This is a genomic window from Micromonospora sp. NPDC049240 (genome assembly GCF_040647835.1).
Lineage (GTDB): Bacteria > Actinomycetota > Actinomycetes > Mycobacteriales > Micromonosporaceae > Micromonospora.
In genome coordinates this window covers 280409-296228 of the sequence record NZ_JBEZCX010000009.1, presented here as the reverse complement: position 1 = coordinate 296228, position 15820 = coordinate 280409, and the positions used below count along the sequence as shown (strand labels likewise).

Below are 15820 nucleotides of genomic sequence, written 5' to 3'. Positions count from 1 at the left end.
CCTCTCGCGCCCGTTGCGAGGTTAGTACCGCCCCGCCACCCCCGACGAATCCCCGCCTCCGCCGCCAGCCCGTTGATCAAGGAGTTCGCGTCGGCCGGGGCCTGGATTCGCGCGCCAACTCCTTGATCAACGGGGAAGGGGCAGGGGAACCGTGCCGGTGGGGGAGGGCGGGGTGGGGGACCGCGTATCCTTGGGCATCATGAGTGCCCCGTCGACGACGCCGCGCCCGGTCGCGGCCAATTCCGTGTGGCCCCGGCTGGAGCCGCTGCTGCCCCAGGTGACCAAGCCCATCCAGTACGTCGGGGGCGAGTTGGGCGCGGTGGTCAAGGACTGGGACGCGGCGACCGTCCGCTGGGCGCTGATGTACCCGGACGCCTACGAGGTGGGGCTGCCCAACCAGGGCGTGCAGATTCTCTACGAGGTGCTCAACGAGCTGCCCGACGTGCTCGCCGAGCGTACGTACGCGGTCTGGCCGGACCTGGAGGCGCTGATGCGCGCCCACGGGGTCCCGCAGTTCACCGTCGACGCGCACCGCGCGGTACGTGACTTCGACGTGTTCGGCGTCTCGTTCTCCACCGAGCTGGGCTACACCAACCTGCTCACCGCGATCGACCTGGCCGGCATTCCGCTGCTCGCCGCCGACCGCACCGACGCCGACCCGGTGATCGTGGCCGGTGGGCACGCCGCGTTCAACCCGGAGCCGATCGCCGACTTCGTCGACGCCGCGGTGCTCGGCGACGGCGAGGAGGCGGTGCTGGAGATCACCGCCATCGTCCGGGAGTGGAAGGCCGAGGGCTCCCCGGGCGGCCGGGAGGAGCTGCTGCTGCGGCTGGCCCGCACCGAGAGCGTCTACGTGCCGCGCTTCTACGACGTCGACTACCTGCCCGACGGTCGGATCCAGCGGGTCGTGCCGAACCGCCCGGACGTGCCGTTCCGGGTGCACAAGCGCACCACCATGGATCTGGACGCCTGGCCGTACCCGAAGAAGCCGCTGGTCCCGCTCGCCGAGACGGTCCACGAGCGGTACGCGGTGGAGATCTTCCGGGGCTGCACGCGGGGCTGCCGGTTCTGCCAGGCCGGCATGATCACCCGCCCGGTGCGGGAGCGCTCGATCACCACGGTCGGCCAGATGGTGCAGCAGGGGTTGGAGTTCTCCGGCTTCCACGAGGTGGGCCTGCTGTCGTTGTCGTCGGCCGACCACTCCGAGATCGGTGACATGTGCTCCGGCCTGGCCGAGCAGTACGCCGGCACCAACGTCTCGCTGTCGCTGCCGTCGACCCGGGTGGACGCGTTCAACATCGACCTCGCCCAGGAGTTGTCCCGCAACGGGCGGCGGACCGGCCTGACCTTCGCCCCGGAGGGCGGGTCGGAGCGGATCCGCAAGGTGATCAACAAGATGGTGTCGAAGGAAGACCTCATCCGCACCGTGGTCACCGCGTACACCAACGGCTGGCGGCAGGTGAAGCTCTACTTCATGTGCGGCCTGCCCACCGAGACGGACGAGGACGTCCTGGAGATCGCCGACATGGCGCACGAGGTGATCCGGGCCGGCCGTGCGGCCACCGGGTCCAAGGACATCCGCTGCACGGTCTCCATCGGCGGGTTCGTGCCGAAGCCGCACACCCCGTTCCAGTGGGCCTCGATGTCCACGCCCGAGGTCATCGACGGCCGGCTCAAGCTGCTCAAGCAGGCGATCAACAGTGACCGTTCGCTGGGCCGGGCGATCGGCTTCCGCTACCACGACGGCGAGCCGTCGCTGATCGAGGGCCTGCTGTCCCGGGGCGACCGCCGGGTCGGCGCGGTGATCCGCAAGGTCTGGGAGAACGGCGGCCGGTTCGACGGCTGGAGTGAGCACTTCTCGTACCAGCGCTGGGTGGACGCGGCGGCCGAGACGCTGCCGGCGTTCGGGGTGGACCTCGACTGGTACACCACCCGGGAGCGCGAGGAGTTGGAGGTCCTGCCCTGGGACCACCTCGACTCCGGCCTGGACAAGGACTGGCTCTGGCAGGACTGGCAGGACTCGCTGTCCGAGTACGAGCAGGACGACTGCCGCTGGACGCCCTGCTTCGACTGCGGCGTGTGCCCGTCCATGGACACCGAGATCCAGATCGGCCCGACCGGGCGCAAGCTGCTGCCGCTGACGCCGGTCGGCGGGATGCGGCTGCCCGCGGCGGCCCAGGGCTGAGCCCCGCACCGACGTGTGACGGAGCGCGGGAACCCCTCGGGGCCCGCGCTCCGTCGTGTCACGTGTCGACCGTCGGATGGTCGGGGCGGGGCTGCCCCGGCTGGTGCTTCCTCGATACGCTGCGTCCGTATTGGACCGGCCGGGCCGGTAGCGGGGGAGGACAGCAGCATGGGCATCAAGCCGCCGGACACCGGCGACCTGCACGTCAGCGTCGAGGACCTGGACGCCGCCGCCGACTACGTCGAGCGCCTCAAGCAGTACGTCGACGACACCATCGGCTACGAGATGGAACGCATCAAGGAGCGGATGAAGGGCGACAGCAACAACGCCCAGGCGGTGCCCAACGGCACGCCGTTCGGCGCGTACGAGGACGCGCGGATGCAGTGGGCGGCGCTGACCCGGTCGACGGCCAACATGGAGGCCCATCTCAAGGCCATCTCCAGCAAGCTGGCCGGGCTGAAGAAGGGCACCGAGGACATCGCGAAGGCGTTCCGCGACGCCGAGGCCCGCAACGCCGCCAACGGCAAGCAGATCGAGCGGCTGCTGGAGTCCGCGGCGCCGCCGCCCGAGGCGGGGCAGCAGCCCACGTACCCGTACCCGGCCTGAGGGAGAGGCGATCATGGCTGGAGGCACCTGGGAGCGCTGCGTCCGGGAGGTGACGCTCGCCGCGGATCCGGAGACGGTCGGGTCGGTCGGCGTCGGCTGGAGCAACCTCTCCGCCGGGCTCGGGCACCTGCGCGACGCGCTTGTCGGGCGCTCGTTCGTCGGTCCGATCGCGTCCGGTCAGGAACGCCCGCACAGCGGCGGTCTTCCCGGGCTGCTGGCCGGCTGGACGGGCAGCGGCGGTGACGCGTACCGCGAGCACCTGGGCGGTATCGGCAAGGACATCGAGGAGCTGATCACCCACGCCAGTGACGTCAGCGGCGCGCTGTCGCGGATCGAGGGCGACATCCGCAAGGCGGTGGCCAGCATCCCGATCCCGCTGATGGACGACTTCGGCTGGAACGAGTGGAGCCTGCCCGGCGGCACCGAGCTAGACGACGCCCGCGACGGCGAGAGCCAGTCCGGCTTCCTCGCCTCGCTGCGCAGCGACTACCAGCAGAACCAGTCGCTCTACGCCGACGGCGCGTTCCGCGACAAGGCCGACGACCTCGAGGCGACGATGAGGGTCGACGGCAACGCCGACGACCAGAAGCGTGGTGGCTGGTGGGACACCAAGTCGCACCTGGACAACTGGTACCGGGACAACCAGGAGGCGGCCAACAGGGCGATGTCGCCGCTGCCCGCCGCGGTGGAGACGGAACGCCCGAAGCTGGTCGTGCCCCAGCCCTCGGCCAATGACACGCGTGACGGCTACACGCCCGACAACCGCGTCCCGCCGTCCGGTGTGCCCGACACCGGGTTGCCCGGCGGTGGTGGCGGCGGGGGCGGCAAGGTGCCCTCGCTGGGCAGCACCGGCATCGGTGGTGGCGGTGGTGGTTCGTACGGTGGCGGTTCGTTCTCACCGCCGCCCACCACGGGCGGCGTCGATCTCGGCGGCGGTCAGACCGGCGGCGGGTCGTACGTCCCGCCGGTCACCGGTGGCGGCTACCCGGGCTCGGGTGACCACGACTACGGCACCGGCCTGGCCGGCGCGGGCGGGCCGGGCACGATCACGACCGGTGGTCCGGGCAGCGCGTTCGGTGGCGGTGGACCGGGCACCGTCGGTGGCGGTGGCGGGTTCGGCGGTGGTGGCGCCGGGCTGGGCGCCGGTGGTGGTCTCGGCGGCGGTGGTGTCGGCGCGGCCGGCGGGCTGGGCGTGGGTGCGCTGCCCGGCCTGGTCGGCGGCGGCAACGGCAAGGTCCCGCCGCTGACCAGCGCCGCCAGCGCGCTCCGCAACGCGACCGGCGCGGGTGCCGGCGGGGGCATGATGGGCGGCGGGATGATGGGCGGGCACGGCGGCGCCGGGCACGGCGGCGGCGGTGCCGAGCACTCGTCGTGGTTGACTGAGGACGACGATCCGTGGGGTGCCGGTGACAGTGCGTCCCCGGGCGTCCTGCGATGAGGACGGACGGATGAGGGCGCACGTCGCCGCGCTCCGGCCGGTGGCGGCCGGACTGCTGGCCGGCCTGATGGTGCTGGGCGCGGCCCAGCCGGCGCCGGCCGCGCCGCGCCGGGCCGAGCAGTGGTACCTCGACGAGCTGCGCATCGACCGGGCGCATCGGATCTCCACCGGGCGCGGGGTGGTGGTCGGCGTGGTGGACACCGGCGTCGACGCCACCCATCCGGCGCTGCGCGGTCGCGTGCTGCCCGGCGATCGCAGCTACGGCGCCCGGGGCGACGGCCGGGAGGACCCGGACGGCCACGGCACGCACATGGCCGGCATCATCTCGGCGGCGAACGTCGGCGACGGCGTGGACGGCATCGCGCCGGACGCCCGGATCCTGCCCATCAAGCAGGAGCCCGGCCCGGGAACCGTGCCCGACGGCGCGTCCGCCCTGGGCATCCGGATGGCGGTCGACGGTGGCGCGACGGTGCTCAACCTCTCCTTCGGCCGGGCCGGCGCGCCCGACCCGGACGAGGAGGAGGCGATCCGGTACGCGCTGGCGCGCGACGTCGTCGTGGTCGCCGCCGGCGGCAACCGCAAGGCGGGCGACGTGGACATCGCCTCGCCGGCCCGGATCCCCGGCGTGATCGCGGTGACCGGCACCACCCGGGGCGGCGGCTTCTGGTCCGGCTCCGCCCAGGGCCCGGAGGCGGTGGTCGCCGCGCCGGCGGACGGGATCTACAACGCCGGCCGCGACCACGGCTACGGCTGGGGTGACGGCACCTCCGACTCCAGCGCCATCGTCTCCGGTGTCGCGGCGTTGATCCGTTCGAAGTACCCGCAGCTCTCCGCGTCCGACGTGATCAACCGGATCATCCGCACCGCCCAGGACGCCGGCCCGTCGGGCCGGGACCCGCAGTTCGGCTTCGGCCGGATCGACCCGGTGGCGGCGCTCACCGCGGACGTGCCGTCGGTCTCGGCGAACCCGCTGCTCGACCCGGCCTCGGCGAGCGCGGCTGCGCCGCGGACGGCCGAGGACGACGACTTCGACGTGACGAAGTACGGCGACCGCGGCGGCCCCACCGACCAGCAGGTGCTGGTGATCGGCATCGGCCTCGCGGTGGCCCTGGTGGTGCTGCTGGCGCTCGTGGTGTTCCTGATCTGGAACCGGCGCCGGCACCGACGTGAGCTGGCCCGGGTGGCGCAGCTCCCGGACGACGCGCTCGACCGGCTGGGCGGCCCCACCCCGGCCGGCGACCGCCGCCCCTGACCCACCCCACCGTAGAGGGGGTGGTGGGGGTGGGTGTGGGGGGCGGTGCGGGCTGCGCCAGGATGGGACGGACACGCGCAGGCACAGCCGAGGAGTTCACGATCGCCAGAAAGCCTCAACCCGAGGGCGGCCAGGCGCCCGTCGTCCAGCGGGTCCGCATCCGGTACGCCAAGCGTGGACCGCTGCGGTTCACCTCGCACCGGGACTTCGCCCGAGCCTTCGAGCGCGCGTTGCGTCGTGCCGGCGTGCCGATCGCGTTCTCCCAGGGCTTCACCCCGCACCCCAAGATCTCGTACGCCTCCGCGGCGCCGACCGGCGTGGCCAGCGAGGCCGAGTACCTGGAGATCGGCCTGCGTGAGCCGGTCGACCCGGAGCGCCTCCGTGCCGCTCTGGACGCCGCGCTCTCGCCCGGGCTCGACGTGCTCGACGCGGTCGAGGCGTCCGGTGGCAGCCTGGCCGACCGGATCGAGGCGTCGTACTGGCGGATCGAGCTGCCCGAGGTCGATCCGGACGTGCTCCGGGCCGCCGTGGCGGCGTTCACCGCCGCCGAGGAGATCCAGGTCGAGCGGATGACCAAGCAGGGGCGGCGGACGTTCGACGCCCGCGCTGCCGTGATCGCCATCGATGCGCTGGTGCCGGCTGAGACGCCTTCCGGAGCGGCGACCGTACCGTGTGCGATACTCGAACTGGTCGTGCGGCAGGTCACCCCGTCCGTGCGACCCGATGACGTCCTTTCCGGCCTCCGCGTGGTGGCCGACCTGGAGCCGCCGGTCACCCCGAAGGTGATCCGGCTGGCGCAGGGCACGCTGACCGCGCAGGGCGAGATCGTCGATCCGTTGGACGCGGATCGCGACGGGGCAGCCATCGGAGGGCACTGACCGACGGTCAGCGCTCTGGCAGGCAGACTTCGGCGGTCGCGCACCTGCGCGCCCGGCGGAAACACCTTTGCGGCAACCCTGCGTGGCAGCGCTCAACCGCGCCCGGGGCAGCCAGAACTGGAGAACGTCCATGCTCGAGAACGAGCCCGAGGGCGGCGAACGGACCGGCGCCGAGCCGGCCGACCCGACCGCCACCAGCAGCACCGACGGCGTCGCCGAGGTGAAGCCGCCGCCCCGCAAGCGGGCCAGCCGGCGCAAGGCCGCGCCGCTCAACCAGCCGGAGCAGACCGACGCGCCGGTCGAGGCGTCCGCCGCGGCCACCGGCAGCGGCGAGTCGCCGCAGGCCGAGGTGTTCGCGCCGGTGGCCGGTGAGTTGGAGGCCGCGCCGAAGACCACCCGCCGGCGCCGGAAGGCGACCCCGGCGAAGGCGGTCGAGGAGCCGGTGGCCGCTGCCGAGGTGCAGGCCACCTCGGACGAGGTGGTGCCGCCGGTCAAGGTCACCCGGACCCGCCGCCGCAAGGCCACCCCACCCGCCGCCGAGCCGATGCCGGCCGCCGAGTCGCCGACCGAGGCGCCCGCCGAGGCCGCCGGGCCGCCGACCGCGTCGACCGAGGCGCCCACCGGGCCGTCGGCCGCGCCGGTCGAGCCGGCCGCCGAGGCCACCGGCCCGTCGGTCGAGCCGGCCACCGGGCCGTCGGGCGGTGCCGTGGTCGACGGACCGGTCTCGGTCCCGGGTGGCGCGGGCGAGATCGCCGAGGGGCGGGCCCCGCTCGACGAGGACGCGCTCGACGAGGACGCGGTCGGCGAGGACGCCGTGGACGAGCCCACCCCGGGCGAGGGCGCCACCCGGTCCCGTACCCGGGGGACCGCAGGCGAGGGTGGTGCGCGGTCGCGTGCCGGCGGGCGGCGCGCGTCCCGGCGTACCGATGAGGTTGACCTGGCCCGGGCCGGCGGGCCCGCGGACGCCACCGGCGTGGTGTCGACCGGCGCCGCGGTGCCGGGTGTGGCGGACGAGCCGGCGGCCGAGGAGCGGCCGGCCACCGGCCGCCGGCGTCGCGCGGCACTCTCCGCGCCCACCGTCCTGTTCATGCCCCCGCAGCCCGAGGAGGCCCCGGCGGTCCGGGTCACCTACCCGGCCGTCGAGGAGGCGGCGGAGGAGCCGGTCGAGACCGGTCGCCGTCGCCGTCGTGGCCGGCGGGAGGCCGAGCCGGTGGCGGCCGAGATCGAGCCCGAGGCCGTCGAGGAGGAGGAGCCGGCCGCCGAGGCGGACGAGTCCGCCGACGCCGAGGACGACGACGACACCGCCGAGGGTCGCCGCCGCCGTCGTCGTGGTCGCCGGGGCCGTGGCCGGGGCAAGGGCGGCGCCGACGAGGCCGACGAGGACGAGACCGGTACGGCGGAGCCGGCCGACGCGGAGGCCGAGGAGAGCGACGAGGAGGCCGAGGGCGACGGGATGACCCGTCGCCGCCGTCGGCGTCGTCGCCGGGGCGCGGGTGAGGCGGAGACCACGGCCGAGGACGGCGTGCCCACCGTCGTCAAGATCCGTGAGCCGCGCAAGGCGGTCGACGAGGTGCAGGGCGTCTCCGGGTCGACCCGGCTGGAGGCCAAGCGGCAGCGCCGCCGGGACGGCCGCGAGCAGCGGCGCACCCGGCCGCCGATCCTGAGCGAGTCGGAGTTCCTGGCCCGCCGCGAGGCGGTCGACCGGACGATGGTGGTGCGCCAGCGTGGCGACCGCACCCAGATCGCGGTGCTCGAGGACGGCGTGCTGGTCGAGCACTACGTGACCCGCAACTCGTCCGGCACGATGGCCGGCAACGTCTACCTCGGCAAGGTGCAGAACGTCCTGCCGAGCATGGAGGCGGCCTTCGTCGACATCGGGCGCGGGCGCAACGCCGTGCTGTACGCCGGCGAGGTCAACTGGGACGCCACCGGCCTGGAGGGCCGGGCCCGCTCGATCGAGCAGGCGCTGCGCTCCGGCGACCCGGTGCTGGTGCAGGTCACCAAGGACCCGATCGGGCACAAGGGCGCGCGGCTCACCAGCCACGTCGCGCTCTCCGGCCGGCACCTGGTCTACGTGCCCAACGGCAACGCCTCCGGGATCAGCCGCAAGCTGCCGGACACCGAGCGCAAGCGGCTGCGGGACATCCTCAAGAAGCTGGTGCCGGACGGCGCCGGGGTGATCGTCCGGACCGCGGCGGAGGGCGCCAGCGAGGACGAGCTGGCCCGGGACGTCAAGCGGCTCCAGGCGCAGTGGGACGACATCCAGGCCAAGGCCGCCTCCGGTGGTGCCCCGGTGCTGCTCTACGAGGAGCCGGACCTGGTCATCCGCGTGGTCCGGGACCTCTTCAACGAGGACTTCCGCGAGCTGGTCATCGAGGGCGAGTCGGCGTACGACGTGGTCGAGTCGTACCTGTCGCACGTCTCGCCGGACCTGGTGGCGCGGCTGCGCCGGCACGCCGGCGTCACCGACGTGTTCGCCGAGTACCGGATCGACGAGCAGATCCTCAAGGGGCTGGACCGGAAGGTCTTCCTGCCCTCCGGCGGGTCGCTGGTGATCGACCGGACCGAGGCGATGACCGTCGTCGACGTCAACACCGGCAAGTACACCGGCTCCGGCGGCAACCTGGAGGAGACGGTCACCCGCAACAACCTGGAGGCGGCCGAGGAGATCGTGCGCCAGTTGCGGCTGCGCGACCTCGGCGGCATCGTGGTGATCGACTTCATCGACATGGTGCTGGAGTCGAACCGGGAGCTGGTGCTGCGTCGGCTCACCGAGTGCCTGGGTCGGGACCGCACCAAGCACCAGGTCACCGAGATCACCTCGCTGGGCCTGGTGCAGATGACCCGCAAGCGCATCGGCGCGGGCCTGCTGGAGGCGTTCAGCGAGACCTGCGAGTGCTGCAAGGGCCGGGGCGTGGTGATCCACACCGAGCCGGTGCCGGAGAAGCCGCGTGCCGGTGGCGCGGGGGAGAAGGTCAAGGCGGTCGCCTCGGCGGTCGCGCCGGCCGAGGAGAAGGGCCGTCGCCGGGGTCGCAAGGCCGCGGCGGAGAAGCCCGGAGTGGAGGCCGCGGCGGAGCCGCCGGCCGCCGCCGCGCCGGAGCGGACCGTCGTCGAGGTGGCCGAGTCCGCCGACGACTACTACGACACCCAGGGCTACGACCTGTCCCGGTTCGAGACCGAGACGCCGGCCGCCCCGGCGGTCGCGGACAGCCAGGAGGGCGACTCGGCCCGACTCGCCGCGGCTGACGACCCGGACGCGATCGGCGACGGCGACAGCGACGACGAGGGCGCCGACGGCGGCTCGTCGCGGCGGCGGTCCCGCCGTGGCGGCGCCCGGCGGCGTACCCGGCCGTGAGCCGCTGACCTGCGTGGCGTTTGACAGGGCCCCTGGTCCGGCAACAGAGTGCCGGGAGCAGGGGCCCTGCCGTTTCCCGTCGACCCCCGGTCGGGCCGGCCGCGCCCCGGAGGGAGGAGACATGCGCCGGGTGTTCGCGGTCACCGCGTTGACCGGACTGCTGCTGGTCGGGTCGGGCTGTGCCGAACGGACCGACCCGTTCTCGGTGGGCTTCGCCTCACCGGCCCTGGCGGCCACGTCGCCCACTCCCGCCCCGACCGTCACCGGCGACGCGGGCGTCTGTGCCCGCGCGAAGCAGGCCGGGTCCGTGGCCGTCCAGACGTACGTGCAGAAGCTGGCGGAGATGCTGCGGGCGGGCGGCACCGGGGACCGGGGCACGGAGAAGGCCGCCCGGCGGGGCGCGGAGGCCGCGCTGGCGGGCTGGCGGGACGTGCTGCGGGAGCAGTCCGGGCGGGCCACCGACCCGCGCCTGCGGACGCTGCTGGCGGACCTGGCCACCGAGGTGGGCGGGCTCGGCACCGACGTGCGGAAGATCGACGAGACCGCGTTCGACCGGCTCCAGCAGCGGCTCGACCAGCTCTGCCCGGCGTGACCGGCAGCCCGGTTTGGGCGGCGGACCGGGTATGGCGTACTCTTGCCTGCGGCGCACTTTGGTGTGCCTAGTTCCCGCGCGCCCGCGCCGCCGGTGTCACGGCTCCCGGCGAGACGCCGTGGGAACGACCCGCCGGCAACGGTGGGAAAAGACGCCAGCAGCCTCAACGACAGGGAGTGCGCCTCCGATGTACGCGATCGTCAAGACCGGCGGCAAGCAGTACAAGGTCGCCGAGGGCGACGTGATCGAGGTCGAGAAGCTCACCGGTGCCCCCGGTGACGCGGTGAAGCTCACCGCGGTGCTCCTCGTCGACGGTGACGACCTGGTGACCGACGCGGCGAAGCTCGCCAAGGTCGCGGTGTCCGGCGAGATCGCCGCGCACACCAAGGGCCCGAAGATCCGGATCCACAAGTTCAAGAACAAGACCGGCTACCACAAGCGTCAGGGTCACCGGCAGCCGCTGACCCAGATCAAGGTGACCGGCATCTCCAACAGCGGGAAGTAGGTCGTCGGAAATGGCTCACAAAAAGGGTGCGTCCAGCTCGCGTAACGGTCGCGACTCCGCGGCCCAGCGGCTCGGCGTGAAGCGCTTCGGTGGTCAGGTCGTCAGCGCGGGTGAGATCCTCATCCGTCAGCGTGGCACCAAGTTCCACCCCGGTGACCTGGTCGGCCGTGGCGGCGACGACACGCTGTTCGCGCTGTCCGCCGGTTCGGTGCAGTTCGGCACCAAGCGCGGTCGCAAGACCGTCAGCATCGTGCCTCAGCAGTAGTTCGAAGCCGAAGCGGGCCGCGGACCTCGGGTCCCGGCCCGCTTCGGCTTTCCACGTGCGGGGCGGACCCCGCTGGAAGGATTGGCGTCGTGACGACGTTCGTTGACCGGGTCGTCCTGCACATGCAGGCCGGCGACGGCGGGCACGGCTGTGTCTCGATCCACCGGGAGAAGTTCAAGCCCTTCGGTGGCCCGGACGGCGGCAACGGCGGCCATGGGGGCAGCGTGTCGCTGGTGGTCGACCCGCAGGTCACCACGCTGCTCGACTTCCACTTCCGGCCGCACCTGAAGGCCGACAACGGCAAGGGCGGGGCCGGCTCGAACCGGGACGGCGCCAACGGCCGCGACCTGGTGATCAAGGTGCCGAACGGCACCGTGGTGCAGACCCTGGACGGCGAGGTGCTGGCCGACCTGGTCGGGGTGGGCACCACCTTCGAGGCGGCCCGCGGTGGCCGGGGCGGCCGGGGCAACGCCTCGCTGGCCAACGCCCGCCGCAAGGCGCCGGGCTTCGCCGAGCTGGGTGAGCCCGGCGACAGGCTCGACGTGGTGCTGGAGCTGAAGAGCGTCGCCGACGTCGGTCTGGTCGGGTTCCCGTCCGCCGGGAAGTCCTCGCTGATCTCGGTGATCTCGGCCGCGAAGCCGAAGATCGCCGACTACCCGTTCACCACGCTGGTGCCCAACCTGGGCGTGGTCCGGGTGGACAACCACACCTTCACCGTCGCGGACGTACCGGGCCTGATCCCGGGCGCCGCCACCGGCAAGGGGCTGGGCCTGGAGTTCCTCCGCCACGTCGAGCGGTGTGCCGTGCTGGTGCACGTGGTCGACACCGCGACGCTGGAGCCGGGCCGCGACCCGCTCGCCGACATCGACGCCATCGAGTCGGAGCTGGCCCAGTACGGCGGGCTGGCCGACCGGCCCCGGCTGGTCGCGCTGAACAAGGTCGACGTGCCGGACGGGAAGGACCTCGCCGACATCGTCCGCCCCGACCTGGAGGCCCGCGGCTTCCGCGTCTTCGACGTCTCCAGCGCCACCCGCGAGGGCCTGCGCGAGCTGACGTACGCGATGGCCCAGGTGGTCGACGAGGGCCGCCGCGCCGTTCCGGACGTGGAGCCGACCCGGGTCGTGCTCCGCCCGAAGGCGGTCGACGACGCCGGTTTCACCATCGAGGCCGAGCCGGACGGCTCCTACACCGTCCGGGGCAGCCGGCCGGAACGCTGGGTGAAGCAGACGAACTTCGACAACGACGAGGCGGTGGGCTTCCTGGCCGACCGGCTGGCCCGGCTGGGCGTCGAGGAGAAGTTGGCCAAGGCCGGCGCGCAGGCCGGTGACCTGGTGCGGATCGGCGAGCGCGAGTTCGACTGGCAGCCGACGCTCTACGCGGGCGTCGACTTCGTGCCCGGCAACCGGGGCACCGACGTGCGGTTGGAGGACACGTCGACGCGTCCCTCCGCCTCGGACCGGTTGGCCGCTCGCAAGGCCCGCCGGCAGCGACCGGAGGACGAGGTCGAGGCGGCCCCGGCGGCGGAACCGGACGACGACTAGTCCGGTCGTGTCCGTGTCGGGGACCTCGGCCGGAAACCTTCGCGAAATCCGGTCGACCTACCGTGACGGGATGCTGATCGAATGCCGGCCCGCCACCGATCCGGAGGTCGCGGCGCTCGTCGTGGCCCAGCAGCGTGAGCTGCGGGACGCCGATGGCGGGCTGGACGGGCAGGTCACCGTCACCCACTCCGACATTCGTTACCTGGCGGCCGTGGTCGGCGGCCGGGCGGTCGGCTGCGGCGGTCTCCAGGCGCTCGACGCCGACACCGCCGAGCTGAAGCGGATGTACGTCCGGCCGGCGTACCGGGGGCGCGGCATCGCCCGGCAGTTGCTGCTCGCGCTGGAGGAACTGGCCTTCCGGCAGGGGCACCGGACGGTGTGCCTGGAGACCGGCACCTACCTGCCGGCCGCCATCGGGCTCTACCGGTCCAGCGGCTACCAGCCGATCCCGGTGTACGGCGAGTACGTCGACAACCCGTACAGCGTCTGCTTCGCCAAGCACCTCCCGGTGGCGGCGTAAGGAGGGGCACCTCATTAACGCCTGGCGTCGAGAAGGGGCCCCTTCTCACACACCGCTCGGGCGTGTCGTGGCTGGTCAGGGCCGGTCGATCGGGATGTCCGGCCGGCCGCCGGCACCCACCTCGTTGTTCAGCAGCAGGCCCGCGGCGAGCATGCCGAAGCCGAGGAACAGGTGCAGCCAGTTGTCGGCGTCGTTGACCGGTACGAAGTTCGCCGTGCTCTCCCGGTCGATGGCGAAGCCGTACAGCCAGAGGACCAGGTAGAGCGCGCCGCCGCCGGCCAGGAACACCCGCGCGCCGGCCAGCCGCCGCGCGGCCAGCAGCCCGACCAGCCCGAAGAGCAGGTGCACCAGGTTGTGCAGCACCGACACCTGGAACAGCCCGAGCAGCTTCGCCCCCGAGTGGTGCCCGGCGAACGCCAGCTCGCCGTAGTGGGTGGTGACGCCCGGGACGAAGCCGAGCACGCCGATCAGTACGAAGACGGCCGCGACCGCGAGCGCGACCTTCTGCACCGTCGGCCGGGCGGACGGGTGTCCGCGCACCTCACGTGCCATCGCTGTCACCCCCGTGGGGCCCACCCGGGGCGGGCCGGCCTCCCCATTCTGTGATCGGGACGGGCCGCTTCCGCAGAGAAATGACGAATCAGGCATGGACCCGACGGCCGAGGGTAGGGCACTTGTCACGCGGAAAGTATTCGCGTGAGCCCCCCGAACACAACCGCTGGGAACGCACGAGCGGAAGGGACACCATGACTCAGGACTTTTCCTCCACGACCGCCACGTACGAGTCGACGAACGGCGGCGGCGTACGCGATCAGGCCCGCCAGGTCGGCTCCGACGCCGCAAGCGCGGGCGGCGCGGTCGCGCAGACCGCCAAGGAGCAGGGCCGGGAGGTGGTGGGCGAGGCCAAGCGGCAGGCCCGTGACCTCTACGGCGAGACCCGTAACCAGGTCACCGCGCAGGCCGGCCAGCAGCAGCAGCGGGCCGCCAGCGGCCTGCGGTCGCTGGCCGACGAGATGCGGTCGATGGCGCAGCAGGGTGGCGGCTCCGGGCCGGTCACCGAGCTGGCCCACCAGGCGGCCGAGCGGGTGCACGGCGTGGCCGGCTGGCTGGAGCAGCGCGAGCCGGGTGACCTGCTCAACGAGGTGAAGAGCTACGCCCGCCGTAACCCGGGCACGTTCCTGGTCGGCGCCGCGCTGCTGGGCGTGGTCGCCGGCCGGCTGACCCGGAACATCGCCGCCGTGGGCAACGACGACAGCGGCGTCCGTCCGGCCTACGACCCGGACCGGACCGCGGTCATCCCGACCACGCCGGCCGTGCCGACCCAGCCGGCCGATGGCTACCTCGACCCGACGCCGGGCACCTACGCCGAGCCGGACCCGGGCTACTCCGCGCCGGGCGCGACCTACCCGGCCGGCGGCGCCCCGAACACCTGGGCCGACCCGGCCGGCGGCACCGGCCAGCCGCTGCCGCCGCCGAGCCACACCGACCCGCTGCCGGGCGTGCCGTCGACCGGCGCTCCGCGCCCGTGAGCGGCCGGGCCGGCAGAAGGGAGACCACGGCATGACCGTGCCGACGCAGGACCCCGGCTACCAGGCCGCGGGCGCGCCGCACCACGCCGACGAGGTACGCGGCAGCTCGATCGGGCAGTTGATGAGCCAGGTCACCGGCGACCTCTCCACGCTGATGCGCCAGGAGGTCGAGCTGGCCAAGGCCGAGATCCGCCAGGAGGGCAAGAAGGCGGGCAAGGCCGCCGGCCTCTACGGCGGCGCCGGCTTCGGCGGCTACATGGTGGCGCTCTTCGTCTCCGTCGCGGTGTGGCAGTTCCTCGACAACGTCATGGACTCCGGCCTGGCCGCGCTCATCGTGGCGGTGGTGTGGGCCGCGATCGCGGCGGTCCTCTACTCGAAGGCCAAGAAGAACGCCGAGCAGATCCGTGGCCTGAAGCAGACCAACGACAGCGTCCAGCGCATCCCGGACGCACTCAAGCCGCACCCGGAGGGAGTCACCCGATGAGCACCGATCCCGACCAGATCCGCCGGGAGATCGAAGCCACCCGCAACAACCTCAGCTCGGACGTGGACGCCCTGGCGTACAAGGTCAGCCCGAGCCGCATCGTCGACGACCGCAAGCAGCGCGTCCGCAGCGCGCTGACCAACGTGAAGGACAAGGTGATGGGAACCGCTTCCGACCTCGGCCACAGCACCGGCCACGCCGCGCACTCGGTGGGCGACCATGCCTCCTCGGCCGCGTCCACGGTCAGCGACAAGGCGCACTCCGCCGCCGCCACGGTGGGCGACGCGGCGCACCGGGCACCGCAGGTCGTGCGGCAGAAGTCCCAGGGCAACCCGATCGCCGCCGGCGTGATCGCGTTCGGCGTCGGCATGCTGGTCTCCTCGCTGATCCCGGCCACCCGCCGCGAGCAGGAGCTCGCCGCGCAGGTCAAGGAGAAGGCGACCGAGCACAGCGGCGTTGTCAAGGAGAAGCTGGGTGAGGTCGCCAACGAGCTGAGGGACGAGCTGCGCGAGCCGGCCCAGCACGCCGCCGAGTCGGTGCGCTCCACCGCGCAGGACGCCGTGCACGCGGTCAAGGACGACGGCCGCAGCGCCGCCCAGGACGTGCGGGAGAGCGCCCACCAGGCGCGCTCCTGACCGCAGTCTGCCAAGCGGGGGCCCCTGCTGTCGCT

General features: G+C 73.3%; 15 protein-coding genes. 14 read left to right on the top strand and 1 reads right to left on the bottom strand.

All coding sequences use genetic code 11. The features are described 5' to 3' along the window. The first annotated feature begins 199 nt into the window (after positions 1-199). The 11 genes from AB0B02_RS16595 (at position 200) to AB0B02_RS16545 (ending at position 13137) form a co-directional block, all read left to right on the top strand. Positions 200-2185 (top strand): TIGR03960 family B12-binding radical SAM protein, encoded by a 1986-nt coding sequence (locus AB0B02_RS16595; RefSeq protein WP_357300963.1) that lies wholly within the window; start codon positions 200-202, stop codon positions 2183-2185. A 168-nt stretch (positions 2186-2353) separates the two neighbouring features. Further along, a complete protein-coding gene (locus AB0B02_RS16590) occupies positions 2354-2791 on the top strand; it encodes a hypothetical protein (protein ID WP_281937272.1) in 438 nt (145 codons plus the stop codon). A gap of 13 nt (positions 2792-2804) precedes the next feature. Next, positions 2805-4229: a hypothetical protein gene (locus AB0B02_RS16585; protein WP_281937271.1), complete on the top strand. Its 1425-nt coding sequence runs from the start codon at positions 2805-2807 to the stop codon at positions 4227-4229. A 10-nt stretch (positions 4230-4239) separates the two neighbouring features. After that, the gene (gene mycP, locus AB0B02_RS16580; protein WP_357300960.1) at positions 4240-5481 is read left to right on the top strand and encodes a type VII secretion-associated serine protease mycosin; all 1242 of its coding nucleotides are present in this window, start codon (positions 4240-4242) and stop codon (positions 5479-5481) included. 62 nt (positions 5482-5543) lie between these two features. After that, entirely contained in the window at positions 5544-6359 is an 816-nt protein-coding gene (locus AB0B02_RS16575; RefSeq protein WP_281937268.1) for a TIGR03936 family radical SAM-associated protein, read from the top strand. Positions 6360-6489: 130 nt separating this feature from the next. Next, entirely contained in the window at positions 6490-9714 is a 3225-nt protein-coding gene (locus AB0B02_RS16570) for an Rne/Rng family ribonuclease (RefSeq protein ID WP_357300957.1), read from the top strand. Between the two features lie 121 nt (positions 9715-9835). After that, positions 9836-10306 (top strand): hypothetical protein, encoded by a 471-nt coding sequence (locus AB0B02_RS16565; protein WP_357300955.1) that lies wholly within the window; start codon positions 9836-9838, stop codon positions 10304-10306. Positions 10307-10493: 187 nt separating this feature from the next. Then, entirely contained in the window at positions 10494-10811 is a 318-nt protein-coding gene (gene rplU, locus AB0B02_RS16560) for a 50S ribosomal protein L21 (RefSeq protein WP_091072401.1), read from the top strand. A gap of 10 nt (positions 10812-10821) precedes the next feature. Then, positions 10822-11076, top strand: coding sequence for a 50S ribosomal protein L27 (gene rpmA / locus AB0B02_RS16555; protein ID WP_091072397.1), 255 nt, complete (start codon positions 10822-10824; stop codon positions 11074-11076). 89 nt (positions 11077-11165) lie between these two features. Next, on the top strand, positions 11166-12617 hold the full coding sequence (gene obgE / locus AB0B02_RS16550; RefSeq protein ID WP_281937259.1) for a GTPase ObgE: 1452 nt from the start codon (positions 11166-11168) through the stop codon (positions 12615-12617). Between the two features lie 70 nt (positions 12618-12687). Beyond that, on the top strand, positions 12688-13137 hold the full coding sequence (locus AB0B02_RS16545) for a GNAT family N-acetyltransferase (RefSeq protein WP_357300952.1): 450 nt from the start codon (positions 12688-12690) through the stop codon (positions 13135-13137). 75 nt (positions 13138-13212) lie between these two features. Here AB0B02_RS16545 and AB0B02_RS16540 read toward each other — a convergent pair whose 3' ends face one another. Then, on the bottom strand, positions 13213-13689 hold the full coding sequence (locus AB0B02_RS16540) for a DUF4383 domain-containing protein (RefSeq protein ID WP_281937257.1): 477 nt from the start codon (positions 13687-13689) through the stop codon (positions 13213-13215). A gap of 194 nt (positions 13690-13883) precedes the next feature. Here AB0B02_RS16540 and AB0B02_RS16535 point away from each other — a divergent pair, with 194 nt between their 5' ends. The 3 genes from AB0B02_RS16535 to AB0B02_RS16525 are packed head-to-tail and all read left to right on the top strand — an operon-like array spanning position 13884 to position 15785. Then, positions 13884-14666 carry a hypothetical protein gene (locus AB0B02_RS16535; RefSeq protein ID WP_357300950.1) on the top strand — a complete coding sequence of 261 codons (783 nt, stop codon included), beginning with the start codon at positions 13884-13886 and terminating at the stop codon, positions 14664-14666. 31 nt (positions 14667-14697) lie between these two features. Next, positions 14698-15150 (top strand): phage holin family protein, encoded by a 453-nt coding sequence (locus tag AB0B02_RS16530; protein ID WP_107155680.1) that lies wholly within the window; start codon positions 14698-14700, stop codon positions 15148-15150. Further along, positions 15147-15785, top strand: coding sequence for a DUF3618 domain-containing protein (locus AB0B02_RS16525; RefSeq protein ID WP_281937255.1), 639 nt, complete (start codon positions 15147-15149; stop codon positions 15783-15785). Before AB0B02_RS16530 ends, AB0B02_RS16525 begins: the two co-directional genes overlap by 4 nt. The last annotated feature ends 35 nt before the right edge of the window (positions 15786-15820 follow it).

Excerpts from the sequence above, each read along its gene's own strand:
- rpmA (WP_091072397.1), top strand. The coding sequence starts at position 10,822 with ATGGCTCACAAAAAGGGTGCGTCCAGCTCGCGTAACGGTCGCGACTCC.
- AB0B02_RS16565 (WP_357300955.1), top strand. The coding sequence starts at position 9,836 with ATGCGCCGGGTGTTCGCGGTCACCGCGTTGACCGGACTGCTGCTGGTC.
- AB0B02_RS16570 (WP_357300957.1), top strand. The coding sequence starts at position 6,490 with ATGCTCGAGAACGAGCCCGAGGGCGGCGAACGGACCGGCGCCGAGCCG.
- rplU (WP_091072401.1), top strand. The coding sequence starts at position 10,494 with ATGTACGCGATCGTCAAGACCGGCGGCAAGCAGTACAAGGTCGCCGAG.
- AB0B02_RS16535 (WP_357300950.1), top strand. The coding sequence starts at position 13,884 with ATGACTCAGGACTTTTCCTCCACGACCGCCACGTACGAGTCGACGAAC.
- AB0B02_RS16530 (WP_107155680.1), top strand. The coding sequence starts at position 14,698 with ATGACCGTGCCGACGCAGGACCCCGGCTACCAGGCCGCGGGCGCGCCG.
- mycP (WP_357300960.1), top strand. The coding sequence starts at position 4,240 with ATGAGGGCGCACGTCGCCGCGCTCCGGCCGGTGGCGGCCGGACTGCTG.
- AB0B02_RS16585 (WP_281937271.1), top strand. The coding sequence starts at position 2,805 with ATGGCTGGAGGCACCTGGGAGCGCTGCGTCCGGGAGGTGACGCTCGCC.
- AB0B02_RS16545 (WP_357300952.1), top strand. The coding sequence starts at position 12,688 with ATGCTGATCGAATGCCGGCCCGCCACCGATCCGGAGGTCGCGGCGCTC.
- AB0B02_RS16595 (WP_357300963.1), top strand. The coding sequence starts at position 200 with ATGAGTGCCCCGTCGACGACGCCGCGCCCGGTCGCGGCCAATTCCGTG.
- AB0B02_RS16540 (WP_281937257.1), bottom strand. The coding sequence starts at position 13,689 with ATGGCACGTGAGGTGCGCGGACACCCGTCCGCCCGGCCGACGGTGCAG.
- AB0B02_RS16590 (WP_281937272.1), top strand. The coding sequence starts at position 2,354 with ATGGGCATCAAGCCGCCGGACACCGGCGACCTGCACGTCAGCGTCGAG.
- AB0B02_RS16525 (WP_281937255.1), top strand. The coding sequence starts at position 15,147 with ATGAGCACCGATCCCGACCAGATCCGCCGGGAGATCGAAGCCACCCGC.
- AB0B02_RS16575 (WP_281937268.1), top strand. The coding sequence starts at position 5,544 with ATGGGACGGACACGCGCAGGCACAGCCGAGGAGTTCACGATCGCCAGA.